This window comes from Candidatus Aramenus sp. CH1 (assembly GCA_022678445.1).
Taxonomy (GTDB): Archaea; Thermoproteota; Thermoprotei_A; order Sulfolobales; family Sulfolobaceae; genus Aramenus.
This window is the reverse complement of sequence record JALBWU010000002.1, coordinates 130,804-154,540: the sequence shown is the minus strand read 5'-3', so window position 1 is coordinate 154,540 and position 23,737 is coordinate 130,804. Positions and strand designations below refer to the sequence as shown.

The following is a 23,737-nucleotide window of genomic DNA, read 5'->3' as shown; positions in this document are numbered from 1 at the left end:
TTGGCAAACGTTTATAACCTGTGCCCCTTAACATAGAGATATGAGCAAGTCACTCCTAGTCTTGCTATTCATAGTACCTCTGTTGCTGGCTCCGTTAGCGTTCTCCCAGACGGGGAGTGCATACTCCTACTTAGAGTACAAGGTAGTCTACGTGTCGCAAACCCACTCCAAAGACTACAACTCCACCACTAGCTTGGTCGGGACCTTGTTGATAAACTCAACGCTGGCGTCCTCCGGTAAGTACCTAAACGAGATAAAGGTAGTGGGCACAAAGGAGGTAAACGTGTCCGGGATGTTCAGCTACTCGGCTTTCCACAGCGTCAACTACACGTTTACGTACTACAGCAACGAGAGCCTCGTCAGCTCAATAGAGAAGTTCAACTTGACCCAACTCCTTAACTTCACTAAAGCATTCACCGATAACTTCACGTCCAGCTTCTTGAATGTAACCTATCACGTTAACTACAGACCCGTGGGCCTAGTAATGATATCCTTCAATGACAACACGTATTTAGGTCACGAGTACGAACTGACCAAGACCTACACGTCAAAACTTAACGCGTCGTTCCTAGGAGCTAGCCTGGTAGTAGACAGTGAGGGGCATCAGGAAACCCTAGCCAAGACTTTCATCACCGGAATCCTGTACTCTTTGACGAGCAACTCCACTAAGACCACTACCACTACGTACAGCTTCATGGGGACGACCAAGACGCACACCGTAGTGAGCACTTCAACTCTGTCCATGACCCTGGTCTCCACTAACGTAAGCCTAGGCGACTCAGGCTACGAAGCTATGTTCCTCCTTGCCCACGCGTTTACGAGGCTAATATACATCTTCCTGTTCTAAGGGGCGCTCAAGGCTTAATCTTTTTTGTCAAAGCTTTTTACGCTTCTCCTTCCCTATTCCCCGTGACTCTCTTTTCCCTCAAGATGTACCACGTGCCCAACGCGATTGCCCCCAGCCTTCCTTCGGAGTCCATGAACCTTATCTCGACCACCACCGCAGTCCTGCCCCTCCTCACTACGTTAGCCTCAACCGTAAAGGGCCCCTTGTACATAGGCTCCAAGAAGTTCACCTTGAGCTCCTGCGTGACTTGATCCACTCCGTTGTTGACCGTCATTGTAGCGATCCCCCCAGCGTAGTCAATGGACGACATTATGACTCCGCCGTGGAGCACCCTCCCTCTCCTGGTCAGCTCGTCCTTGTACTCCAGCTCCAACTTCGCGAAGCCCTCCCTCACTTCTAGGACCTTTAGGCCCAAGAACTTGAAGAAGGGTTCTTCGTGTTGTAAAATTTTGTGAACGTCCATAAACGAAAAGTATGAGGGGAAGGAAAAAAGGTCAACTCTGACCTACTCCCCTCCCTGCGAGGGTTCTGCCTAGGTCTAAGGCGTTACTCCCCCTTAAAGGAGATACCCCGTGATGTGAAGAGAAAGGAAAGAGCCAAAGCGTTGACAATCTTCTTCACTCCAAGTTTCACAATGTTTACCGCACTGTTGACGTCGCTGTGAAGTTTACGACCAAAAGGACAATTACGACCAAAATGACAGTTAACGACACTCCTGGGATTTCTGCCAACCTTAACGTTATGGTAAGCGCAGAAACGCGAGGTATTGTACTCAACAACTAGGTACGTCTTTACGCCGTGCTCGTAAAACTTGTTCGCTAACGCGCCAACTTGCGAAAAGACCAAATTTGAAGTAAACTTGTTACACTTATCCTAGGAATGAAGTAAGGATAGCCCAAGTAAACTGTGGAGACGCCAAGAGACCACAAAGTCTTGGTGAGGTGAGATGCTAAAGTTCTGTAGTAGTGAAGAAGCCTGGTAAAGCTTAGTGAATAATCTTTTCCTTTCCCTCAACACCTCATCCTTAGCGTTTAATTCATCAACCTTCTCAGCCTCGCTCTTCAACTTGTCGAGTTCGCGATCCTCTCCTGAATTTAGTATTTATTTTTTAACTGATAAGGATAAGTATTTTTAACCCTTTAAGACGTCTTCCCGTACTAGATGCATGGTCAACACATAAACGATGCGTGACTTTCTACTCGGAGGCCTAAACGTGGGCTTTTACCAATTTTCTCGTCCCTCCTCGAAAAGACTCCCTTCCACCACATTACGCGTATTCAATCCCAGCAGACGGGGACTTTTCCGAGCTCGTTTTTTGCAAAGGGAACGAGAACTGCATATCGTCTCCTAGTATAAATCTCGCTCTGGTCGCTTCTCTTCTTATGACATTTTGTAGTCTAAGGCATTTTTCGTTTTTTGCAAACGCTTATTTCCCTTATACGTAGAATTAGACTGTGGAAGCCAAAAAAGCGGTGAGCAACAAGAAGACCGAAAAGGGGCTTGGCCTCCTCGACCTCTTCTTCATATCGTTTGGAGGCCAAGCCCCAATCATATCTCTGCTAACTTTCGGCACTGTGATGATATCGGAGGTCCACACTGCGGGTGCCTTTGCCATGCTAATAGCTACCTTCGTCGTCCTATTTAACGGCCTTGTCGTTTACTTCCTCGCCAATAGATTTAGGCGAGGAGGAGGGTACTACGTCTACGCCTACTACGGCCTCACCTCTAGGATGGGACTAGAGACCGGGTGGATATACCTTCTTTACGCCCTTTCCTACGGAGGTACCTTGCTCTCTGGAGGGGCATACGTGCTTTACGCCATTACGGGTTTTAACCAAGCTTTACTTGCCCTAGTCATATCCGCCCTTGCCTCTGCTATTGTCATCGCTGGAGTAAAAGTGTCGTCCAAGTACGCCATGGTAATGTCAATAGTGGAGATGGCTGCGTTGGGACTACTCTCGGTGTACTTCCTCTTCGTTTCTCACTGGCACTTCTACGACCCTGTCAAGTTCTCGCCCAACTTGCCCGAGGCAGTGCTCTTTGGGCTTGGGATACCCACGGGCTACGGTTCGATTGCCCCTCTAGGAGGGGAAGCTAAAAGCAGCGACATAGGGAAGGCGTCGATCCTAGTTCTCCTAGTCGGAGGAGGGCTAGCAACTCTCTTCTTCTTCTCGTTGGGCGCCATTGACTTCACGGGGAACCTCGTGGAGTTCCTATTAGGTAGCTTTGGCCTAGGGGGCCTAGTAGTAATGGCGTTCATCTCCCTCAACGACGGAACCCTTGGAGGAGTGAGCTATATCTTGGCCAACTCCAGGACGATAAAGGCAATGGCAGAGGACGGGATCTTCCCTAGGGTTCTCGCAAAGGAGGTTAAGGGAAAGCCCCTTATGGCAGAGCTGTTTGTCTCAGTCATTTTTATCTCGGTGCTTACCCTCATGACCAAGTACTTTGGAATATACGACACGTTCGTAACACTTGGAGCCCTAGCTGGACTCTCAAACATCTTCATCCATTCATCTGCAGACCTTTCCTTGATAAGGCTAGCGTCAAAGAGGCTGGTCAAACACGTTATAGAGGTAACTGTGGGAGCAATAGCCACTTTGATATCCCTTGCAGTCTTCGTGGGATCCTTAGTAAGTGGCGTGAGCCCCTACATAGAGAATATGATGTTCGGTTGGATAATACTGGGCTTCTTCTACGCCGAGGCCCTGGACGTGGTGAGGAGCGGGCCAGAGGAGGAAAAAAGAGGCTCAGAAGCCCAGTAGGAACTCCTTTACCCTCTTCTCGGTAAGCCTTAGCTCCTCCACGCTGACGTACTCGTCGTAGGAGTGCAAAACTTTAAGCTCCCCCGGGCCGTAAACGACCGTGGGAACTCCCTTGAACCTAAAGTACCTACCGTCAGTAGCGTAGGTCGAGATGTAGGCCTCCCCGCCCACTGCCCTCTTGAACTTCTCGACGAGCTCTCCCCTACTTATGGTAGGCTCTGAGGAGTCGATTACTTGTACCTCCCCCCTCACTGAGCCCCTCACGTACTCCTCTACCCGCTTTAGTGGGACTCCTGGTGGCACCCTCACGTCCACCTCTGCCTCAGCGTAGTCTGGGACCACGTTTACCTTGGCTCCGCCCTTAATTACCCCAGGGCTAAACGAGACGTGGAGCAACTCCTTTGCTATTAATGGATCCACCTTGGCCAAAGCCTTTGACGCTTCCAACACCTCTTGCAACTCGGTGACGATCTTGGTTACCCCCTCGAGTGCCTCCAGATCCTTCACCAGCTTCATTATGGCGTTCTCCCCCAGAGAAGGGGTGCTACCGTGGGCGCTCTTTCCCCTCTCTATTACCTTTACTTGGAACAGCCCCTTCTCCCCGACGTTCACCATCCCTTGGGTCGGCTCGCCTACAATCACAAAGGTAGGGCTGAACTCCTCTGAGAGGTGCCTAGCCCCCCTCTGTCCCCCGGTCTCCTCGTCTGGTACTGCCGTGAAGACCAGACTGTAGTCGACCTTTTCTGCTACCTCAGCGAATACCTCCATCAGCACGGCAAGCCCTCCCTTCATGTCCGCAGAGCCCCTGCCGAACACCTTCCCTCCCTTCACGACTCCGGAGAAGGGGTCAACGCTCCACCTATTTAAGTCCCCGGGAGGGACGACGTCAAAGTGGCCGTTGAGTAGGACTTGCCTACCTCCCTTCCCGTTGTCCACTATGACCACTGGATACCCTGGCTCGTATTCCTTTATCCTTGGGCTGTAGCCGTGGTCCTTGAAGTACTCGGCTATGAACGAGGCGCACTCCCTCAACTCTTGACTTGAGTAAGTCCTAAACTTTACGAGCTCCGATACTAGCCTTTCGAGTTCCATGTCAGAACTTGTATAACCTCTCGGCGGTCTTGGTTAATATCATTTCCTCTACCTCCTTCCTTTCCTCGCCGTCCACTATTTCCAGCTCCTCCATCTTGTCCAAAACCTTGTTAAGGTACTTGGGAAAGACCTTCCCAGCTAACCACGCTATCTCGGGGAGGTCAAAGGCGTCGCTTCCGTACATCACCTTGTTGAATGGGGCGACCTCGAGGACTTCCTCCAGAGCGTTTAACCCCCCGAGGGGGGCAAAGGGGGTAACTTGGGAGAGGTCTAGGTAGACCGAGGGGAAGAGATAGCTCATCCAACTCGTCTCCCTATGGTAGGGGTAGCCGGAGTGGACAAACACAATCCTCCCCTCGTATCTCCTCACCAGGTCCGTTAGGTACGAGGGCCTAGCTAGCTCGAGCTTAATGTCCCTGTCCCCGGCCCCCGTGTGCACTTGGAAGGGTACCCCTTCCTCCTTGGCTATTTCCATGGTCTTACAGAAGAGGTAGTCCCTAAAGCCCTTGGCCTTCCTCCCGAACCAATCCTCCTCCCTCGACAGGAAGTCCTCCATTGCCTTCCCCTCGTCGCACGTCACCTTCAGCCCCGTCCTGTATGCTATGATGCTCTTGAAGCCGACGTAGCCCTCTTCCCTCACCTTCCTCCTGAGGGTCTCCTCAAAGCGCTCTATTGCCTTGTCAAAGGGCATGGAGAACAGCTCGTTCACCACTTTCTCGATCCTGAACAGTAGCTTATACCTCACCGGGATTTCTCCCCTCTTCTCCCCAAAGCCCTCGTCTATCACAAGTCCCGTCACCTTGGCGTCGTCCAGTAACCTCTTCAAGTAGGTCACGGGGTCGTCCCTGATGAGCTTGTTCCTCTCGGAGATGAAGTCCTCCCCCAGGAACTTCCGCATCTCCCTCCTCAAAAGGAGGTAAAATGGCCTCCACCTGTTCATCTCCACGACGTCGGCGTTTACCTCCCCTTCCCTCCACGACTCCGCGGAGGCCATGATGAATTCCTTCTCATCCATCACCCTAGGGAAGAACCAATGGCAGTGGGAGTCTATCATCTCAGATCTTCCTGTACACTTCGTACTCCCAGTCGGTGACCAGGGACTCGTACTCCTCCACTTCGGCCATCTTTACGTTTATGAACTCCCTGGCCAGGCTACCGAGCCTCTCCATGAGGTAGGAATCCTTCTCCAAGGAGTTCAACGCCTCCCTCAAGTTCCTCGGTATGTTCTCCACGTCCTTCCTCAGGTAGGCGTTCTCGTTCAAGGGCTTCCCCGGGTTAATCCTCCTCTCTATTCCGTCAAGGCCGGCCTCTATTACTGCGAGCGTGAGGAGGTAGGGATTCACAGAGGGGTCAGGCACCCTGTACTCCACCCTTCTGTCCACGGCTTGCATTGATGGATAGGACGTGGGAATCCTGACCATCGCTGACTTGTTGTTGTAGCCATACGCGATCTTAGTTGGAGCCCAAGAGCCTGGGACCAGCCTCTTGTACGAGTTTACCGTTGGCGCCGCTATTGCCGTCAAAGACTTCGCGTGCTCTATGAGACCGCCGATGAAGTTGTACGCCAGTTCGCTCAGCCCATAGGGGTCCCTCTGGTCGTAGAAGGCGTTCTTCCCCTCCCTCCACGCGCTAATATTCAAGTGGAGCCCGGAGCCCGCAAGCTTGTTGAAGGGCTTTGGCATGAAGTTCGCTTCCACCCCGTACTTGGTAGCGATCTGCTTGACCACCTCCTTGATTATGACGAACTCGTCGGCCGCCCTCAGCGCGTCCTTGTGGGCCACGTCCAGCTCGTACTGTCCTGGCCCGTACTCTTTTATAACCCTTAAAATGTCGATCCCGACGTTCGTGAGCGTCTTGACCACCTCGTCTATCACTGGGTTGTGGTAGAAGGCTGACGAGTCAAAGCACTTGGCGTCGTCCATGGGTTTTCTGTCCTTTACCAAGTAGAACTCCACCTCAAACGACGACATGAAGGCGAGCCCGTAGTCCTCCAGTACTTTCTCCAGCTTACTCTTAAGCCTCGACCTCGCGTCAAGCTCCCAAGGCTTTCCCTGGCTGTACACGTCGACTATTACCATTGCTGAAGGCGGGAAAATTGTCAAGGTGGACAAGTCAGGGACGAGGAAGACGTCCTCGTCTTGGGGGCCAAAGGAGCCGTAAGGCGACAGGGTGTCCATGGGAGTGAAGCTGAACATGGCCTTTGTGAGCCCTATCCCAGTCCTCAATAGCTCGTCTACGTGCGACACGTATGCCCCCTTTGACCTAATGTAGCCGTCTAGTCCCACCCAAGTGAACCTCAGTACGTTTACGTTGCTCTCTTTGAGTCGCCTCTCCACTGACATAGCCTATTTTTGTCAGAAAAATTTATAAACCTTATTCGTGAAGAACAAAATTATTTGAAAATAATATTATTTTATATTTTTCTTATTTACTCCTAATTCGTCCTACTTTTTTCAGAAAAAAGAGAGCTTATACAAAAGTTTAAAAACTTTAAATACAGAGATGTCTACATGACAGTTCGTAGACCAGAGGAGTATCTGGAAGCTATCAAGGTAAGGCATAAGGCTGAAATTTACGTAATGGGACAGGAGGTAAAGGACGTAACCACAAATCCCTTCTTAAAGCCCTCAGTAATGGCCTTTAAGGCCACGTACGACGCTGCGTGGGATGAGGACACCAAGGAGTTGGCTAGGGCGTGGAGCCCGTTCATAAACGAGGAGGTAAACAGGTTTAACCACATCCATAGGTCGCCGGAGGACTTGGCGGCGAAGGTAAAGCTACTGAGGAAAATAAGCCACAAGGTTGGGGCGTGCTTCCAGAGGTGTGTGGGGTTTGACGCACTGAACACGCTCTGGATCATGACCAACATAATGGCCCAGAAAGGTAAGACCGAGCCAAAGGAGAAGTTCGTGGAGTACTTGAAGACGGTACAGAAGAAGGACTTAGCGTTGGCTGGGGCAATGACAGACGCGAAGGGAATAAGGACGTTGAAGCCTAGTCAGCAACCCAACAGGGACGCCTACGTGAGGGTCAAGGAAGTGAGGAGCGACGGAATAATAGTGTCCGGAGCAAAAGCAAACATCACTGGAGTTGCAGCGAGCGAGGAAATAGTGGTACTTCCTACTAGGGCAATGGGACCAGAGGACCAGGACTACGCAGTGGCGTTTGCCATACCCACGGACACTGAGGGGATAAAGATAATCGTGGGCAGGCAGTTGAACGACGCTAGGAGGTTCGAGAACGGGGAGATAGACGGCCTGCCTTACTACTACAACCACGAGGGACTAGTGATCTTCGACGACGTTTTCGTCCCAATGGAAAGGGTGTTCTTGCTGAGGGACTGGGAGTTCACGAGCCAGCTGGTAGAGGTATTCGCAGCCTACCACAGGCAGGGTTACGGAGGGTGTAAGGCGGGACTTGGAGACGTCATAATAGGTGCAACGTACAACTTGGCAAAACAGATAGGCGTAGAGAAGGCCTCCCACGTGCAGGACAAGCTCAACGAGGAGATATTCCTGACCGAGACCATGTACGCAGCTGGGATAGCAGCCAGTCTGAACGCGGTACAGCTCTGCCACAACTGCTGGTGGGTAAACCCGATGCAGGCAAACGTGACCAAGCACCTAGTGACGAGGTTCCCGTCCCAGATAACCCAGCTGGCAATAGACATCGCAGGAGGCATCTTGGGTACAGCACCGAGCGAGTGGGACCTCAAGAACCCCAAGCTAAAGGAGTTGCTGGCTAAGTACTTACAAGGAATAGAGGGCTTCACAGCTGAGGATAGGCTAAGGATGGTGAGGTTGGTCGAGAACGTGAGCTTAGGAGTAGCATTCATGATAGAGTCCGTACACGGCGCTGGGAGCCCTGCAGCACAGCGTATAATGTTCTCGAGGCTCTACGACCTCAACTACGCTGAAGAAGTGGCAAAGAGGCTAGCAGGGATGAAGAACAACGCCAAGTTTGGCACTAACGCGGAGCCGTGGAGGCCCTCGGAGACGGAGAAGCTGGTCAAGGAAGTACCTACAAAAAGGCAGGAACAGAAATCTAAATAAGGAGAATAGTCCTAGCTTTGTTTGAGACCAGTTCGCATATACCTAGGCTTTCGCACTCCTTTTTTGTGCTCTGAGTTAGTCCTTTATTGCCCAATGACTCTATCTCTCCTTTTTTCTCCTTCAGTTTCCTCACAAGCCCTTGAATCCTGTTTAATTCCTCTTGGGGTATGATGGTGTTTACCACGTGAGCCCTTTGGCTTAACGCAGCTAGGGCAGCGGCCACGCTCATGGACTTCCTACCTCCCGTCACGTCAACGTAGTCGCCGACGTTTATCCTGTTCTTAACGGCGTTGTTGAACGTTTGAAAGTCCGACCTGCTGTTTATGTCGTTGACGTTTAAGGGTATGTCGACGAGCGTCACCTGCCCCTGGCCGTTTTTCTCTGCCCTACAACAGACGAAGATCGCCTTAAGCAACTTCCACGCGAAGTCCACGTCAGGGTCGTTGGTCCTGATGACGTATATCTCCTGTATCTGCACTCTGCCCGCATTTTCCCCTCCCGCATCGTAGTTCCCTAACATCAAGTTCACGTAGGTCTCAAAAATACCTCCTGGACTGGTCCCCAGTGTTGAGATCAGCTTCATACAAGTATGTGTTCACTTAAGTATTTAAAACTAGATTTATTTGGTGTGGAAATTCATTTGTTAGTATGCGGTTTTTGTACGTAATACTAGAGCTTATGGGGCTGGTAATGGTAATAGCTTCTCTCAAGACGAGGGGGCCCATCTCCGCATTCTTGGGCATAGTTGGCTTTGGGCTTATGGTGGGTACAGGGGTACGCTACACGTGGGGGGAGGTCAAGAGGATAGAAAGGGAGGAAAAAGAGGGAAAAGAAAACAAGGATTCATCATAACTGCACATAGCCTGTTTAAACTTTTATAGTAAACATTTGTTTATTTCTATCTATATTTTAAATACTCAAACGCCTATTATATACTGAGTGATCATGAGAATTTCATGGATGATAGGTGGGGCACAGGGGTCTGGGATAGACACCTCAGCCAACGTCTTTGGCAACGCCCTAGCCTCGCTCGGTTTTTACATTTACGGCAACAGGGAGTACTACTCCAATATCAAGGGGAGGCACAGCTACTTCAACTTGACGATCAGTGATGTGAGGGCTAGGAGCATCTCAAACAAGGTGGACATTTTGGCCTCTTTTGACGCGGAGACAATTTTCCACCACTTCACCGACGTAACTAGGATAGCCATCTACAACACTGGCGTAGTAAACACTTCCTTGGACAACGTCCAGAGCATAGAGCCAGAGGTCGCTGAAAGGGTAGGAAAATTGCTTGAGGAGGAAGGACTGGAGAAGAGCGTGAGCGGAGCGCTAAAGTACATGGAGTCTAACGGGGTTAAGCTAATCCCAGTGGACTACGACGAAGTAATAAGAGAAGTGGCGTCCAAACTGAAGATCCCCCTGTCGGTCGCGGAGAGGGCCAAGAACACCACCGCCATAGCCGTGTCCTACGCCTTGTTGGGCCTACCCAAGGAGAACTTGACAAGGGCAATAGAGAGGACGTTCAGGCAAGAGACTTTCCTCAAGTTAAACGAAATAGCCGTGGAGACGACCTTCTCGCGGGTAAAACCCGAGCTCAGCCTACCCGTCCCAGGGACGGCCAAGAGGAGAATTCAGGTGGACGGGAACACAGCAGTCGCCATGGGCAAGATCTACGGCGGCTTGGAGTTCCAGAGTTACTACCCAATAACCCCGGCTAGCGACGAGAGCACCTACATAGAGGCACACCAGGAAGTGTGGTACGCAGACCCAGCGACGGGAGACAAGAGGAAGAGGACTATAGTGGTAGTACAAACTGAGGACGAGCTGGCCGCGATCAACATGGCCACTGCCGCAGCCTTAACTGGAGCTAGGTCCGCAACTGCGACTTCTGGCCCAGGGTTCTCCCTCATGGCAGAGGGATTGGGCTGGGCTGGGATGAACGAGGTGCCAGTGGTGGTCACCTTCTACATGAGGGGAGGTCCCTCAACGGGTCTACCTACTAGGACTTCCCAGGCTGACCTAAAGTTCGCCATGAACGTTGGGCACGGCGAGTTTCCCAAGATAGTCATAGCCTCAGGGGATCACGTGGAGGCTTTCCAGGACGCCGTGTGGGCTTTCAACTTGGCGGAGAAGTACCAGACCCCCGTTATCCATCTAGTAGAAAAGGCTTTGGCTAACGCTTACTCGATAATCGACGTTGAGGAACTGGGTCTGGAGAAGATCAGGATAGACAGGGGTAAGCTAATAACTCCCTCCGATCACTTCTACCAGAGGTTCACCTTCACGGACGACGGCGTATCCCCTAGGGCAGTGCTAGGTGACGCCTTCATGTTCTACACTGGAGACGAGCACAACGTGGTGGGTCACATATCTGAGGAACCAGTTAACAGGACTAAGATGTACCAGAAGAGGATGAAGAAGTTGGAGACAGCTGACAGGGATATATCAGAGGAGGAGAGGATAAAGTTGTTTGGAGAGGACTCGAGGATCGCGGTAATAACTTGGGGATCACCCAAGGGCGCAGTTCTGGACGCTATTGAGGAGCTAAAGAGGAAAGAAGGGCTGAAAGTACAAGTGATCCAGCTGAGGATGTTCAGTCCCTTCCCGTCCAGCCTACTAAAGAAGCTACTTGAGGACAAGGAGGTAGTAATAGACGTGGAGGGGAACTACGAGGGCCAGGCTGGGGAGATAATGAAGGAGAAGACGGGGATAGAGCCTACCCACTACGTGTTGAAGTGGAACGGGAGGCCCATGGCAAGGGACGAAGTAGAGGAGGGCCTGCTCAAGGCCTTGAAGGGAGAGAAGAGGGTGGTGCTAAATGGCGGAGCGTGAATGGAAGCCCGAGTGGAACGACTGGTGCCCCGGTTGCGGTAACTTCGGGATATTAAACGCTGAACAGCAAGCAATCCAGGAGCTGGAGCTGGACACGAAGAAAGTAGTAGTTGTCTCAGGGATAGGCTGTTCTGGCAAGACTCCCCACTTCTTCAGGATCCCCATCACTGGAGTCCACACGCTACACGGTAGGGCTATTACTTTTGCCACTGGCATAAAGCTGTCTAACCCCTCGCTCACGGTGATAGTGAACGGAGGGGATGGCGACCTCCTAGGTATTGGCGTAGGGCACTTCGTGAGCGTTGGCAGAAGGAACGTCAGCTTGACAGTAATCCTGCACAACAACGGGGTGTACGGGCTCACCAAGGGACAAGCTTCCCCAACACTGAAGAGGGGGCTTAAGACAAAGTCCCTGCCCAAATCAAACATCAACGACGACGTAAACCCAATAACTTTGGCCATATCCTCTGGCTACACGTTCGTTGCAAGAGGCTACGCGTATGACGTAAAGCACTTGAAGGAGCTCATGAAGATGGCGTTCTCTAGGAAGGGGCTGAGCTTAATTGAAGTCCTCCAGCCGTGTCCGACCTACAACGACATATTCACCAAGGAGTACTTTGACAAGAGGATTTACAAGTTAGACAACCTGCCTGACTGGGACCCCGTGGTCAGGAAGGAGGAGGAAAAGGGAGAGAAGATGGCGAAGGCAATGCTGAAGTCCATGGAGTGGGGCGAGAGGATACCCATAGGAGTGTTCTACAGGAACGACCTAGTTCCCACGTTCGAGGAAAGGATAGCAGAGTCAGCCAAGAGCTACAAGGAAGTTATACCAGCTAAGGCTAGGATAGAGGACAGGGGGTCTCCCACCACTATCATTGATGACATACTTAAGGAAAAAGAGGTCTAACTTTCTTTTTCCCTCAGAAGGCCCCATACAAGGGCGTTCTTACACAGTACCGTTCACGTATATCGTCAGGGTACCGGTGTAGCTCTCCATTGGGGCCTTAATGGAGAAGGTTATACTGACGTTGTTTCCAGGGTTTAAGGATATGGGGAATGGGGGCGATGTGTACAACAATTGGAAGGGGGCTGAGACGTTTGCGGAAGTCAGCTTGACAGGGAGGAAGCCGTTATCGGTGAAGGTCAAGGTGATCTGGAAGGTACCTCCTCCGTGTGTGGAGATCTGGGTGTTTATTGCCTTGACGCTAACGTGTTTTATGAGGAAGTTATTGGTGTACTCCACGTTAATCCCACTTACCGAGACCGTATAGAAGTAGCCCTGCTCGTATAAGTAGTACACGGCCCCGAGCAAAACGACGACCACGATTAAGGCTGCGATAGCCGAAGAAGCTTTCATTTTTAGATCAACCAAAGTATGTTGTTAACTTAATAAGGCTATTCAAGAGCTGGACCTACTGTAACCGTTTTTAGCTAGACTGCTAAGAGAGGAAAGTGGACTTACTAATAGTAAACCACAGGGACCCTAAGCACCCCAAGGCTGGAGGCGCAGAGGAGGTCTTATACCAAGTCGGCAAGAGGTTAGTGAAGAAGGGTGTAAAGGTAACCTGGCTCTCTGAGGGAGTCAAGGGGCTGGAGGGGGAAGACGAGATAGAGGGCATAAGGATAAAGAGAAGGGGAAACCCTCTAACCCTGCACTTGTACTCCATTAAAGAGGCTATGAATCACGAGATAGTCGTGGACAGCATTGCACACGCTGTCCCCTTCTACTCCTTCCTCGTCAACGAGAAGGCTATAGCCTTGGTGCACCACGTACACCAGGAGGTGGTATACTACGAACTCAACAAGTTCAAGGCGTGGACAGTAACAACGCTTGAGAGAGACATCGGGAAGTACGACAGAGTAATTGCCGTGTCCAACACGACAAAGAGGGATCTATCAGAGAAGCTGGGCGTAGACCCAGAGAAGATCACGACTATATTGAATGGCATAGACCACCAGAAGTTCAGACCGGGCAAGAAGTCAGAAGAGCCTACCCTATTGTGGATAGGTAGGATGAAGAAGTACAAGAACCCCTTGGACGCAGTAGAGATAGCCAAGAGGACTAGGATGAAGCTCGTAGTAGCAGGAGGCGGGGAGCTCGAGCGCGAAGTCAAGAGGGAAGTGGAGGAAATAGGAGGTGTATTCCTAGGCAGGGTATCTGAGGAGGAGAAAGTGAAGCTCTATCAGTCAGCTTGGATTACCTTGGTCACCTCTTTCATAGAGGGTTGGAGCATGGTGACTGTGGAGTCAAACGCGTGCGGGACTCCCGTTATAGCGTATAAGCGCGGATCCCTGCCGGAAGTAGTAAAGGAAGGGGTAAACGGTTACCTCGTGGAGTACAAGGACGTAGAGGGTATGGCGAAAAGGGTAAAGGAGGTCGTGGAAAGCGGTGAAGTGAGGGAGCTCTGGAGGAGCAGTTACGAGGAGTCCCTTAACTACGACTGGGACAAGACTTCTGACGCATACTACAGCTACTTGAGGAAAGTGCACGAGGAATGACGAGGTCCCCAACGCTTATATCTAGGCGTTCGCATCCAATTGTATGAAGTTTAGTGTTACGTCGATACTGGCCACTGCGGGCGTAGCTCTGTCAATCCTGTTGAGCTTCCCGGAGTTCCTCTCCTCTACGTTCGCGCTACTTGGAGTGCTTTCGTGGTTTAGGGAGTGGAGAACTATCCCTGCAGTCATTCCAGTCTACTTGGTGGCTACCGCCGTTCACCCAGCCTATAAGTTATACGCACTAGTTGTTATAATTTCGTATCCACTCCTCTTGTTAAGCGTCAAGTTCAACAAGGTGTCCACCTCGACCTTTTTTTCGGCCAGCATCGCTTTTCCATCTATGGCTTACTCCCCGTTGGTAGAGTTCTTGGTATTAACTATGACCCTTGTTTTGATTTCCTCCATAGAATACAGGGGCGTAGTTATCTCAGCCTTAGCCTTCCTAATAGCTAGCTGCTTCTACCCCCAGTTCTACGACGTCACCTACTTTTACTTGCTCTCGGGAGTTCTCGGGGCAATACTTGGGGATAGGCTAAAGTTGAAGGAAGTGGGCTACCTCTCCGCGTTTTCTACCCTTTCCGTGCTCCTCTACCCCTACTCCCAGATACCAGCCATTTTCCTCTCGCTAGGCTTTGCGTTATTCTACCCCTTTGTCCTCCCATTCTCTATGATAGCCTTGTACTTTGAGGGGTTTAAGTACGCCTTACTCTTGATACCAGCCATGGTGATTCCGTTAGTGTGGAAATCGCTTACGCCAAAGCTAACGCTCATCTCCATAGGCATTGGGTACCTAATAGCGGTGTTCCCTCCCCTGATCGTCCCCTTAATAATAGCCTCCAAGTACGATAAGTACTCGCTCTTGGTTGCAGCTGCTTTTCTAGGTACCATATCCGCGCTCTCGATCGTTAAGCAGGACTTTACAGTGCTTCTCACCTCGCTCACGGGAGCCGTGTCACTTGCACTTGCCGCCTATTTGGGCCCAGAGATCTTGGGAAGAGTGGAGGAGATCAGCGCGAAAAGGAAGGACGAGAGTTCTCAGTAGTTATTAGTTCATATACGTGAATCTTTCCATGGACAAACTATTATCTGAAGAAATGAAGAAGGAAGAGCAAAGCCTTTTTAATAGAATAGAAAAATCCCAATAAAATGATATCTATTGTCATCCCAGCGTACAATGAGGAGAAGAGGATTGACAGAACTCTAACTTCCTTAAAGGAGATGTTGCCCCATTCGGAGATAATTGTGGTCTTTGACGGCGAAGACAACACGCCATACATAGCCAGGAAGTACGGAGTAAAGGTACTGGAGTACGGGGATAGACTAGGTAAGGGAAGGGCATTGAAGGAGGGTATAACGAGCTCCTCTATGGAGAAAGTTCTCCTAATTGACGCTGATATGCCGGTAAAGGGAGAGGATCTAAAGAAGATACTCCTTACAGACGCGGACCTAGTACTGGCTAGGAGGAAAATCGTAGGGATGTCAAAGAAGAGGAGGTTACTCCACGATGGGTTTATCCTTCTAACTAAACTCCTATTTCCCTCCCTAAGGGAGCTCTCGGATTTTCAGAGCGGGGTGAAGCTGTTGAACAGGCAGAAGGCGATTTCGGTGTTCGACGAGCTCATAATAAACGACCTCGTATTTGACGTGAATCTGATCTACGCGTTTAGGAGGAGGTGCTACAAGATCAAGGAGGTTGAGGTAAGCTACCTAGTGGACGAAAGCGATAGCAAGATATCAAGGAGCTTAATAAAGGTGATAATCCTTATGTTTCTCTCCCTGGTAAAGCTCAGGGTATACTACTCGCCGTTAAAAAGGGTTCTCTACACAAGGTGGTTCCTGAGAACTCAGGATTTCTTGTTAAGAAAGTTAAGGTAGACCCTAAGGACGTCTGCGAGATTAGTTTAGAAAAACTGACCCCTCCCCGCCATGCGAGGGTTCTGCATAGGTCTAAGGCGTTACTCCCCTTTATGGGAGATACTCCGTGATGTGAAGAGAAAAGAAAAAGGCTTCTTCAACGCGTCGACAATCTTCTTCACTCCAAGTTTCACAATGTTTAACGCTCCGTTGACGTCGCTGTGAAGCTTATGACCAAAAGGACATTTTACGACTCCCCTAGGCCTTCTATCAACCTTAACATCATGGTAAGCGCAGAGCCGCGAAGTATTGTACTCAATCACTAGGTACGTCTTTATGCCGTATTCGTAAAACTTGTTCACTATAGCATCAACCAACTTGCGATAAGACCAAATGTTCGCAGTAAACTTGTTACCCTTATCTTGAGAGATGAAGTAAGGATAGCCCAAATACACTGTTGAAACGCCAAGATTCCACAAGGACTTAGCAAGATGAGAGGCTAAAGTTCTGTAGTAGTGAAGAAGCGTACGGTACAACTTTGCAAATACTCTTTCCCTTTCCCTCAGCACTTCTTCCCTAGCTTTCACTTCTTGAACCTTTTCTGTCTCGCTTTTTAACTTGTCGAGTTCGGCGATCTTTTTCTGAAAAGTAGAAGTTCGCTCTTAACGATGGAACCCCTATAAAAGAGAACAGTACCGTCCTCAACAACAACAGTAGCCAACGCGTTTAGGCCAATGTCAATTGACGCAACCTTGTTACCTTTAGGTCTCTCAACTTGAATCTCTCTCCTCAAACCGTGGACGACGAGAGAGTCCTTCATCGGCTTACGCTTTTCTTTGCTACAGTCCTACCAACGTCAACGAAATGTGGGCGTAAAAGTTGTTGCCTTCAACGCGAATTTCTAAACGTCCTTGTACTCCAAACCACCTTAACCTTCAAAGGGCATCTTCATTTCCCAATCCTTCAGAGAGATGACGTGCCTTTCCTCGTCAACTTCGTAACGATCTTGCCTAACTACTAGGATCAACTTCCTCTTACCGCCTTCCAATAGCTTGGTGGTGAGAAGTGATTCGCGAATGACGGTTTTTGTTTTAATGACGAGAAGAAGGACGACCAAGTTGTTCTTCTGAAAGCAGCTTGAGCGTTGGTTTTCCAATAAAGTCTTGTACTTCTCGTAATACTTCCTCCACGTTTCCTTAAAGTTGACATTCTTTTGCTGAAAGAATTGTTGTCTCTCGTAGTTTGTCTCCTTCCACAGCTTTGCTGTTGCGTCCGCCAACTTCCTCAATTTCCTCTGTTTACCCACTAGGGAAGAGCCTCACAACTGCGGTTTTGACGCTTCCCTCATTGCGGGGGTAATAGGCTCCCGCCCCTCATCTTTAGTTCACCAAAGAAAGCGTCATAAAAGGAAATTGTCTTTGTTGTTTAAAACCTTAACCCCGCCAGGCGAGGTTTGTAGTTCTTTTTTATCAAGAAATTCTTAAAAACTTCTTAAAAATGAAGAAGGTTTAAGACTCGCTTCTAAAGAAGTAGTATTATGACAATAGAGGACAAGTTGAGAAATTCTAAACCTGCGAAAGTGCTTGACTTAAGGGGGGAGGCATGTCCAGAGCCTCAAATAGAGGTCGTAAAGGCCCTAAACCAGTTAAAGAGCGGTGAAGTACTAGAGGTCATAAGCGACGAGGAACCTCTTGACTCCTCTATTCAAAACATATGTAAAAGTAGGGGATATCCTTGTACCTCAATAAAGCGAGGAGAGAACGAATTCATAGTAAGGATTCTAAAGGAGTAACGAAAAAGTGCAACCTTTTTTATGAACCTAATTTAAAAACTCTTTCCCTTATCTTCTCCTCAATAAGAAGGCAACTAGGACCACTACTATTATCACTACGATGACTGCCCCTACTACAAGCAGGGTATTCAAAGAGGTCGTGGTTGTGGTTGGTTTAGGCACCGTAGTGGGAGGCAAAGTTGTGGAGCTCGGTGGAACGGTTGTGGAGGTGGATGTTGTGGAGGTTGACGTCGTTGTAGTACTGCTCGTTGTAGTAGTACTGGTGGAAGTCGTGGATGTTGTGGAGGTTGACGTCGTTGTAGTACTGCTCGTTGTAGTAGTACTGGTGGAAGTCGTGGAGGTGGTTGAAGTGGTGGTTGTAGAGGTGGCTGTGGTCGAAGTGGAGGTGGTGGAGGTTGTAGTTGTTGTTGAAGTCGTTGTGGAGGTCGAAGAAGTGGAGGTAGTAAGAAGGACTAGTTGCAATACCTCTATACTAGTTACGACCCCGCTTTCCTGTTCCTTGCTAATGAACTCATATAGGTACCCGTTTGTTATTACTGCGCCAAACTGTTGGGCGTCGATCTCTGAAGTAATGTTGTCGTATACCATCGCTCCAGAGGAGTTTAGAATTATGACGGCCAGGGAATGAGACGAATACTGGACGCCCGAAACTATAATGTAATCATTGTAGAAGTTCGTCCCCTCTAGGTAATACCCAGGATACATGGCTTTGAATGTCGTGTAATTCCCGGTGGTCAAGTTGAACACTACTAGAGTGGACCCTGTACTGCCAGCGTTCTCTCCAACTATTTGGTATAGGGAGCTACCAATTACCAGCGTGGAGTCCTCTATTATTAGCCCGTTTACGTTAGTAGAATAGATTATCTTCCCGTCCTGAACGTCTATGACAAAAGTTGAAGACTTGTTCGACACGACCAAGTAGTTCCCATACATCGAAGACCCCTGGTACCCTTGGACGTTGACCGACCATCCTCCTACCATTGACACAGTTGCTGAAGGCAACTCGTTTCCAAGACCAGTAGCCACTTGGAGTATTGAGGGAGGAGAGCTAGCGTTGACAACTATGAGCTCTTTTCCATAGGTATAGACGTATGCCACGTACCCCTGGAAGGTGTAGGTGGCGGAAGGCGTCTTAACCTCGCTAAAGCCTTGTGGTTCGTAAGTAACGTAGACTAGGCCTTCTGAAGTTGGATAGGCGAAAGTAAAGCCCTTGAAGTTTGTGGACGAAACTACTGAGGTGCCACTGAGCACAGTTACCGTAGTGGTGGTTTCGTTATAGAACTGAGATAAGGACGAGAAGGACACTGGGACGTAGAACGTGTTTACGACAGCTGTAGAACTGTTTACCATCACGTTTGTAAATACCTCGTATTTCGAGCTAGGGGCGGTAAAGGAGAGTAGTTGAGACGCAGAAGAGGGCGTAACGTAGTAGACGTGGGACGCCGTCGAGTAAGAAGATACCGTTACTAGGATTACACCGTTGTTGTACTGTGAAGCCTGGTATACTTGACCGATAGCCGATAACGTGTTAGTTGTCTTAAAGGATAAGTCGCCTACTGCTGCCACAGTTACCAAAGCTATGGAAAGGATAGCCAACAGCAAAAGCCTACTGAACTTCTCCATGGTCGGACTATTCAGTAAAAATGTTTTTAAGACTTACTGCACTGATCTGTTTTTGTCAACAACATCGTATGCTCGTAAGTTTAACTGACGTCTTTATTAATCCTAGATAAAGTATGGCCGTAATGAAATTAAATTTTTATAGCTATGAATGAAATTACTATTCTTATATAAGTCCACTAAGAAAAATTAAAAACCCTATTTAGCGATTCTATAGTGTGAAATCGAAAATATTTTTCGTTTTAATTGTTGCGATTATTTTCTTGATATCACTATCGTCACTTTATCCGAGGTTAGAGGCAGAATTCTCTAAAGTCAAAGGACGTCAAGCCTGCTTTGAAGACACCACTGAGTTCGAGGGCTACCCAGGTCACGTGTACTCCGTTAACGTCTACACGGGTTACTTTACCGTAAACGTCAACGGGGCAATAGTTGTGCCGCCTTCTGTCTTTGGGCACTACTTGATCGTGGTCACGTCTGGGCCTATGAACGTAACTACAAGGAGCCTGAGCCAGATCCTGGGTTGCGTCTACGCAATAGACCTCCAGGACGGGAAGGTGGTCTGGAAGGACGTCTTCCCAAACCAGATAATGACCCAACCGCTCGTGATAGGAGACGTTGTAATAGTGGGCCTTGGGAACAACCAGTTTCTAAACTCCTCTATCAGGGGCACTGGGGTAAATGCGATAGTAGCCTTGAACGCCACCAACGGACAGGTATTGTGGAACTTCACTACATTGGGAGAGGACATGCCGACCCCCGCCTATTATGACAAGGAGATTGTGGAGGCAAACGGGAACGGTTGTGTATTTGCGTTGAACTTGAGCGGGAAAGTGGTCTGGAAATACTACATAGGCTCATACGTCAGTATGTCCTCCCCGCTTTTAGTTGAAGACCAGATCTTCTTCGGCTCCGCTAACCCCTACGTGTTCTGGTCGTTTAACGTAACCACTGGGAAACCAATATGGGACGTAAACTTTACCTTGATGTACCCGAACGAGACAATACATGGGCTTGACGACTCGTCTCCAGCTTACTACGACGGTGTAGTTGTGACAGGGTACACGGTAGTGGTCAACTGCACTGAGGTTATGAACTACGTTGTCGGCATTAACGCTACTGACGGCAACGTGATATGGCGGAACTTCGCTGGCTACGGCCCCTTACCCCCAAACATGGAGTCTCCTCCCTTGGTCGTATACAGAGGTGCTGCTTACTACGACACACCCTCAACCGGGTGCCTTTACGCAATTAACGTCAGCAACGGGGCTGTGCTCTGGAAGTACCACACTGGACCTACTCCCAGCAACGTTGACGTGGTGGACGGGATGGTTCTAATCCAAAACGGGACTGGGACGCTCTTTGTCTTATCCCAGCACGGAACCCTAATCAAGGAGATCCAACTTAAGGCAATGCCCGGCGCAGGTAACCTGCTTGTGACCGACAACTCCGTGGTAGTAGTAGGAGTTAACGGCGAAGTACAAGCGATCCCAATCAACGTAGTCCTCTGACGTATTACCACCGCAAAAGTGTTCGATATAAGGTTTTTATCTGATTATGGCAAAATACGAACCAATGGATAACTGCGATACCGCTGAGGTCCTGAGGAAGCTGAAGATTTCGTTTATAGCCAATATACAGAAGGGAGTTCCACCGGTCAGGGAGAACGTGACCTTTGAGGACGTAGTAGGCAGGCCTTCTGCGTGCGGTCTAACCTTCAAGCTATATAAGCACCAGTTTGAGTGCTTCAACGCCTTAAGCCAAGGTAAGAACGTGGTCTTGACGGCCTTCACCGGTAGCGGAAAGACGGAGGCCTGGCTCCTCTACGCCCTAGCTAAGAAGAAAAGGGTCTTGGCCCTCTATCCCACGAAGGCCCTAGCCAACGATCAGAGCCACAGGATAGCAAAGTACTACAAGTGCTACAACTTCGACGTCCACGAGAGGGGGGAGGCAGTGTACGGCGACGTGGTGAGGTACGACGGCGACACGAGTGCGTCCAAGGGGGTTAAGGACAGCCTCGATAGGGCGTTGGTGACCATAACCAACCCCGAGATGCTCTTTTCCCTCCTGAAGGCGAGGGAGAGCCTGCCCAGATACGATGTCGTGGTGCTGGACGAGGTTGACTTCTACGAGAGCCACTCCTTTTCCCTCCTAGTTAGCCTAGTCAAGACCCTTTTCCCCTTTGCCCAGCTGGTGGTAATCAGCGGAACCCTCTCCAACCCACAGGACTTAGCCAACTTCCTAGGCAACGCTGTAGTGGTCAGCGGAAAGGGGTTCAGCGTTGAAAGGAGGACTTACATAGTAGTAGGCAAAGAGGAGAAGCTGAGGGAAGTTTTCGCAAAGCACAGGGGAGAGCTTGCCTCCCTTGGTGTAGGTAGCTTTGACGAACTTGTGGAGAGGGCTTTCAACCTCTACTACCGTTCAGTTGAGGCGGGGCTCAACGACCTAAAGTCGGACTTGTACGAAGCCTTCCTCAAGGACAAGCCGGAAGTGGAGGAGCTGTTAGGGGAGTTAAAGAAGTGCCCGGAGACGACAATTGTCTTCTTCCCAACCATAAACGACGCCGAAGCCACCGCCACTCCCTTGGGCATCCCGTTGCACCACTCCAGGAGGAAGAAGAGTGAGAGGCTGGCAGTTGAGAGGCTGCTTAGGGAGGGAAAGCCAACCATGGTAGGCACCGTAAGAACGCTGTTGCAGGGGATAAACGTGGGAACGGCAAAAAGGGTGATACACGTGGGTATTCCGAGGCTAGTTAGGGAATTCCTACAGAGGGAGGGTAGGGTAGGGAGGGACTTGAACCTCGGCTACTCGGAGAGCGTTATAATACCCTTGGGCTTCGACCCCAGGCTCATATCTGGGGCTAAGTCCCTCCTAGCGTGGTCCAGCTTACCTCCTGAGGCTACCGTGTTCAACCCCGAGTCAGCTTACGTAACTCTCTACTTGGGAGTAGTCAAGAGGGTTCTCAGCCTTCCGCTGACAAAGGACGAAGAGAGGGTCCTAGAGCACTTCCAGCTAGCTGACGTGAACAAAGCCCGCAAGAAATTTGAAAAGCTCAAGTTCTACGAGGTAGGGGCAAAAAACGTCGACGTGGTCCTTGTCGTGAAAGGGGTGCCGAGTAGCGTGGAAAAGGCCTCCTTCAGGGATTTAATCGAGTACTACCAAGTGGGCGCAATTGACGTTAGGGAGAGGGCTTTGGTGGAGTCGGTTAAGAGGACTGAGAGGGGGCACTACAAGGTCATAGAGGTACCTCCAAGTGAGGTTAAGCCCCAGTGCGTTCGTACTGCCATTGACGAGTACTCCGTGACTCTCTACTCCTGGGGAATACAGCCAAACTTCGAGCTAGACGTGGAGCTGGCAAAGGTACTGTCCAGGGTGGAGACCACGATCTACTTCCAGGGAGAGGGTTTCGTGGAAGTGAACGAGGTACCGCAGAAGGTGAGGTGGTTCGTGGAGTCGAGGAAAATGGTCAACGTCGGGGGCAAGAACGACTACGCCTATAAGGTGATAAGCCTAAACTGCGGGGTGTTCCCCAGGAGGAACGGCTACAAGTACCACACATACGCCTACTTGCACGAGTTCAGCGACGTGAACTACTTGGAAGAGGGGTTCGCCTTCTTCCTCACAGCCCTCAGGCTCATGTATGGTATTAAGGTAGATCTGCTAAACTACTCAATAGTCGGAAACTTAGTGAAGGTCTGGGAAAGGGAGCCAATTGGGCTACTCTCAAAGATGAGGGAGGGGAACTTCACAGTCTCCGGGAAAAAACTCGACTTCCCTACGTTTTCGAATTTCCTTCAGACGGTCAAGGTAGACGAGATCTTCAAGACTGTGTTCTTCACCGTGTTCCCTGTAAGGGGTGGCGTCGACTTCAGCCTAGCTAGGAGGAGGGCTATCGACGTCGCTATGAAACTATTCGGTTACGCAAAAGTGCTCTTCAGGGACGTGAAGGTCTTAATAAGCCCCACCACCCTCGTCGTGGACTACGTTGTTGACGGTAACGGTAACTACATCTACTCGTTAACTTACAACTTCAGCGAGCTAGGCAAGACGGTTACCTTAACGTTTAGGGACAGGAAGGAGTTCGTAGACAAGGTCTTTACGGTGCTCTTGGGAATGGAAATTAACGAGATAATAACGAACGGTATAAGCGTTAAGAGCCAAATGAACAAATACATGGCCCAGTTCATAACGGAGATAGACGTGCCTGCCTCCATCAAAAACAACTATGGCTATGACGTTTCCCCCTCTGACTTTTCCCCAAGGTCAAAGGAGATCCTCAACGCCCTGCTCACCCCTGGCGTGAGCGTTGGCGATAAGGAAATTAAGGAGATGTTTAGGGAAAGGGCTATGGTGCTACAGGGGCTAAGGAACTTCCTTTAGA

Annotated in this window: 22 protein-coding genes and 1 pseudogene; 12 read left to right on the top strand and 11 right to left on the bottom strand. The window is 49.9% G+C overall.

Annotation, left to right across the window (positions count from 1 at the left end):
* Positions 1–40 precede the first annotated feature (40 nt).
* Positions 41–847, top strand: a complete 807-nt coding sequence (locus MPF33_02440; protein MCI2414104.1) for a hypothetical protein — start codon at positions 41–43, stop codon at positions 845–847.
* A 37-nt stretch (positions 848–884) separates the two neighbouring features.
* On the opposite strand, the gene MPF33_02435 is transcribed toward MPF33_02440, so the two are convergent.
* Together MPF33_02435 and MPF33_02430 are read right to left on the bottom strand one after the other, a co-directional pair.
* Entirely contained in the window at positions 885–1,310 is a 426-nt protein-coding gene (locus MPF33_02435) for a PaaI family thioesterase (protein ID MCI2414103.1), read from the bottom strand.
* An 83-nt stretch (positions 1,311–1,393) separates the two neighbouring features.
* Positions 1,394–1,693, bottom strand: coding sequence for a transposase (locus MPF33_02430; GenBank protein MCI2414102.1), 300 nt, complete (start codon positions 1,691–1,693; stop codon positions 1,394–1,396).
* A 608-nt stretch (positions 1,694–2,301) separates the two neighbouring features.
* Between MPF33_02430 and MPF33_02425 the strand changes: the two genes are divergently transcribed.
* Complete coding sequence (locus MPF33_02425; GenBank protein MCI2414101.1) at positions 2,302–3,612, top strand: APC family permease; 1,311 nt, start codon at positions 2,302–2,304, stop codon at positions 3,610–3,612.
* Here the strand turns inward: MPF33_02425 and MPF33_02420 are convergent.
* From MPF33_02420 to MPF33_02410, 3 genes are read right to left on the bottom strand one after another with little or no spacing between them, the layout of a single operon-like run.
* A complete protein-coding gene (locus MPF33_02420) occupies positions 3,598–4,704 on the bottom strand; it encodes an ArgE/DapE family deacylase (protein MCI2414100.1) in 1,107 nt (368 codons plus the stop codon). The two genes, MPF33_02425 and MPF33_02420, sit on opposite strands and share 15 nt — an antisense overlap.
* Position 4,705: 1 nt before the next feature.
* Entirely contained in the window at positions 4,706–5,719 is a 1,014-nt protein-coding gene (locus tag MPF33_02415) for an amidohydrolase family protein (protein MCI2414099.1), read from the bottom strand.
* Positions 5,720–5,759: 40 nt separating this feature from the next.
* Positions 5,760–7,046 (bottom strand): glutamine synthetase family protein, encoded by a 1,287-nt coding sequence (locus MPF33_02410; GenBank protein MCI2414098.1) that lies wholly within the window; start codon positions 7,044–7,046, stop codon positions 5,760–5,762.
* A 168-nt stretch (positions 7,047–7,214) separates the two neighbouring features.
* On the opposite strand from MPF33_02410, the gene MPF33_02405 reads away from it, so the two are divergent.
* On the top strand, positions 7,215–8,756 hold the full coding sequence (locus MPF33_02405) for a 4-hydroxyphenylacetate 3-hydroxylase family protein (GenBank protein ID MCI2414097.1): 1,542 nt from the start codon (positions 7,215–7,217) through the stop codon (positions 8,754–8,756).
* On the opposite strand, the gene crn1 is transcribed toward MPF33_02405, so the two are convergent.
* The gene (gene crn1 / locus MPF33_02400) at positions 8,749–9,339 is read right to left on the bottom strand and encodes a CRISPR-associated ring nuclease Crn1 (GenBank protein ID MCI2414096.1); all 591 of its coding nucleotides are present in this window, start codon (positions 9,337–9,339) and stop codon (positions 8,749–8,751) included. The genes MPF33_02405 and crn1 overlap by 8 nt on opposite strands.
* Before the next feature lie 65 nt (positions 9,340–9,404).
* Between crn1 and MPF33_02395 the strand changes: the two genes are divergently transcribed.
* The 3 genes from MPF33_02395 (at position 9,405) to MPF33_02385 (ending at position 12,498) form a co-directional block, all read left to right on the top strand.
* Positions 9,405–9,608 carry a hypothetical protein gene (locus MPF33_02395; protein MCI2414095.1) on the top strand — a complete coding sequence of 68 codons (204 nt, stop codon included), beginning with the start codon at positions 9,405–9,407 and terminating at the stop codon, positions 9,606–9,608.
* A gap of 93 nt (positions 9,609–9,701) precedes the next feature.
* A complete protein-coding gene (locus MPF33_02390) occupies positions 9,702–11,591 on the top strand; it encodes a 2-oxoacid:acceptor oxidoreductase subunit alpha (protein MCI2414094.1) in 1,890 nt (629 codons plus the stop codon).
* Positions 11,578–12,498, top strand: a complete 921-nt coding sequence (locus MPF33_02385) for a thiamine pyrophosphate-dependent enzyme (GenBank protein ID MCI2414093.1) — start codon at positions 11,578–11,580, stop codon at positions 12,496–12,498. Before MPF33_02390 ends, MPF33_02385 begins: the two co-directional genes overlap by 14 nt.
* A 39-nt stretch (positions 12,499–12,537) precedes the next feature.
* On the opposite strand, the gene MPF33_02380 is transcribed toward MPF33_02385, so the two are convergent.
* Positions 12,538–12,948 carry a hypothetical protein gene (locus tag MPF33_02380; GenBank protein ID MCI2414092.1) on the bottom strand — a complete coding sequence of 137 codons (411 nt, stop codon included), beginning with the start codon at positions 12,946–12,948 and terminating at the stop codon, positions 12,538–12,540.
* 95 nt (positions 12,949–13,043) lie between these two features.
* Here MPF33_02380 and MPF33_02375 point away from each other — a divergent pair, with 95 nt between their 5' ends.
* From MPF33_02375 to MPF33_02365, 3 genes are all read left to right on the top strand, one after another.
* Positions 13,044–14,090, top strand: a complete 1,047-nt coding sequence (locus MPF33_02375) for a glycosyltransferase family 4 protein (protein ID MCI2414091.1) — start codon at positions 13,044–13,046, stop codon at positions 14,088–14,090.
* Positions 14,091–14,133: 43 nt separating this feature from the next.
* The gene (locus MPF33_02370; protein ID MCI2414090.1) at positions 14,134–15,132 is read left to right on the top strand and encodes a hypothetical protein; all 999 of its coding nucleotides are present in this window, start codon (positions 14,134–14,136) and stop codon (positions 15,130–15,132) included.
* A gap of 104 nt (positions 15,133–15,236) precedes the next feature.
* Positions 15,237–15,965, top strand: coding sequence for a glycosyltransferase (locus tag MPF33_02365; GenBank protein MCI2414089.1), 729 nt, complete (start codon positions 15,237–15,239; stop codon positions 15,963–15,965).
* Between the two features lie 80 nt (positions 15,966–16,045).
* Here MPF33_02365 and MPF33_02360 read toward each other — a convergent pair whose 3' ends face one another.
* From MPF33_02360 to MPF33_02350, 3 genes and pseudogenes are all read right to left on the bottom strand, one after another.
* Positions 16,046–16,306 (bottom strand): transposase, encoded by a 261-nt coding sequence (locus tag MPF33_02360; GenBank protein ID MCI2414088.1) that lies wholly within the window; start codon positions 16,304–16,306, stop codon positions 16,046–16,048.
* A gap of 132 nt (positions 16,307–16,438) precedes the next feature.
* Positions 16,439–16,764: pseudogene (locus tag MPF33_02355) on the bottom strand (transposase).
* 108 nt (positions 16,765–16,872) lie between these two features.
* Entirely contained in the window at positions 16,873–17,250 is a 378-nt protein-coding gene (locus tag MPF33_02350) for a hypothetical protein (GenBank protein ID MCI2414087.1), read from the bottom strand.
* A gap of 231 nt (positions 17,251–17,481) precedes the next feature.
* Here MPF33_02350 and MPF33_02345 point away from each other — a divergent pair, with 231 nt between their 5' ends.
* Entirely contained in the window at positions 17,482–17,736 is a 255-nt protein-coding gene (locus tag MPF33_02345; protein MCI2414086.1) for a sulfurtransferase TusA family protein, read from the top strand.
* Positions 17,737–17,784: 48 nt separating this feature from the next.
* Here the strand turns inward: MPF33_02345 and MPF33_02340 are convergent, their stop codons facing one another.
* Positions 17,785–19,359 carry a hypothetical protein gene (locus tag MPF33_02340; protein ID MCI2414085.1) on the bottom strand — a complete coding sequence of 525 codons (1,575 nt, stop codon included), beginning with the start codon at positions 19,357–19,359 and terminating at the stop codon, positions 17,785–17,787.
* Positions 19,360–19,619: 260 nt separating this feature from the next.
* On the opposite strand from MPF33_02340, the gene MPF33_02335 reads away from it, so the two are divergent.
* Both MPF33_02335 and MPF33_02330 read left to right on the top strand, forming a co-directional pair.
* Positions 19,620–20,867 carry a PQQ-binding-like beta-propeller repeat protein gene (locus MPF33_02335; GenBank protein MCI2414084.1) on the top strand — a complete coding sequence of 416 codons (1,248 nt, stop codon included), beginning with the start codon at positions 19,620–19,622 and terminating at the stop codon, positions 20,865–20,867.
* Between the two features lie 64 nt (positions 20,868–20,931).
* Entirely contained in the window at positions 20,932–23,736 is a 2,805-nt protein-coding gene (locus MPF33_02330; GenBank protein MCI2414083.1) for a DEAD/DEAH box helicase, read from the top strand.
* Position 23,737: the final 1 nt, after the last annotated feature.

What these genes read in the sequence shown, in the direction of transcription:
- MPF33_02340 (MCI2414085.1), bottom strand. Translation starts at nt 19,359, where the DNA reads ATGGAGAAGTTCAGTAGGCTTTTGCTGTTGGCTATCCTTTCCATAGCT.
- MPF33_02385 (MCI2414093.1), top strand. Translation starts at nt 11,578, where the DNA reads ATGGCGGAGCGTGAATGGAAGCCCGAGTGGAACGACTGGTGCCCCGGT.
- MPF33_02440 (MCI2414104.1), top strand. Translation starts at nt 41, where the DNA reads ATGAGCAAGTCACTCCTAGTCTTGCTATTCATAGTACCTCTGTTGCTG.
- MPF33_02435 (MCI2414103.1), bottom strand. Translation starts at nt 1,310, where the DNA reads ATGGACGTTCACAAAATTTTACAACACGAAGAACCCTTCTTCAAGTTC.
- MPF33_02420 (MCI2414100.1), bottom strand. Translation starts at nt 4,704, where the DNA reads ATGGAACTCGAAAGGCTAGTATCGGAGCTCGTAAAGTTTAGGACTTAC.
- crn1 (MCI2414096.1), bottom strand. Translation starts at nt 9,339, where the DNA reads ATGAAGCTGATCTCAACACTGGGGACCAGTCCAGGAGGTATTTTTGAG.
- MPF33_02410 (MCI2414098.1), bottom strand. Translation starts at nt 7,046, where the DNA reads ATGTCAGTGGAGAGGCGACTCAAAGAGAGCAACGTAAACGTACTGAGG.
- MPF33_02390 (MCI2414094.1), top strand. Translation starts at nt 9,702, where the DNA reads ATGAGAATTTCATGGATGATAGGTGGGGCACAGGGGTCTGGGATAGAC.
- MPF33_02330 (MCI2414083.1), top strand. Translation starts at nt 20,932, where the DNA reads ATGGATAACTGCGATACCGCTGAGGTCCTGAGGAAGCTGAAGATTTCG.
- MPF33_02345 (MCI2414086.1), top strand. Translation starts at nt 17,482, where the DNA reads ATGACAATAGAGGACAAGTTGAGAAATTCTAAACCTGCGAAAGTGCTT.
- MPF33_02380 (MCI2414092.1), bottom strand. Translation starts at nt 12,948, where the DNA reads ATGAAAGCTTCTTCGGCTATCGCAGCCTTAATCGTGGTCGTCGTTTTG.
- MPF33_02370 (MCI2414090.1), top strand. Translation starts at nt 14,134, where the DNA reads ATGAAGTTTAGTGTTACGTCGATACTGGCCACTGCGGGCGTAGCTCTG.
- MPF33_02365 (MCI2414089.1), top strand. Translation starts at nt 15,237, where the DNA reads ATGATATCTATTGTCATCCCAGCGTACAATGAGGAGAAGAGGATTGAC.
- MPF33_02415 (MCI2414099.1), bottom strand. Translation starts at nt 5,719, where the DNA reads ATGGATGAGAAGGAATTCATCATGGCCTCCGCGGAGTCGTGGAGGGAA.
- MPF33_02395 (MCI2414095.1), top strand. Translation starts at nt 9,405, where the DNA reads ATGCGGTTTTTGTACGTAATACTAGAGCTTATGGGGCTGGTAATGGTA.
- MPF33_02405 (MCI2414097.1), top strand. Translation starts at nt 7,215, where the DNA reads ATGACAGTTCGTAGACCAGAGGAGTATCTGGAAGCTATCAAGGTAAGG.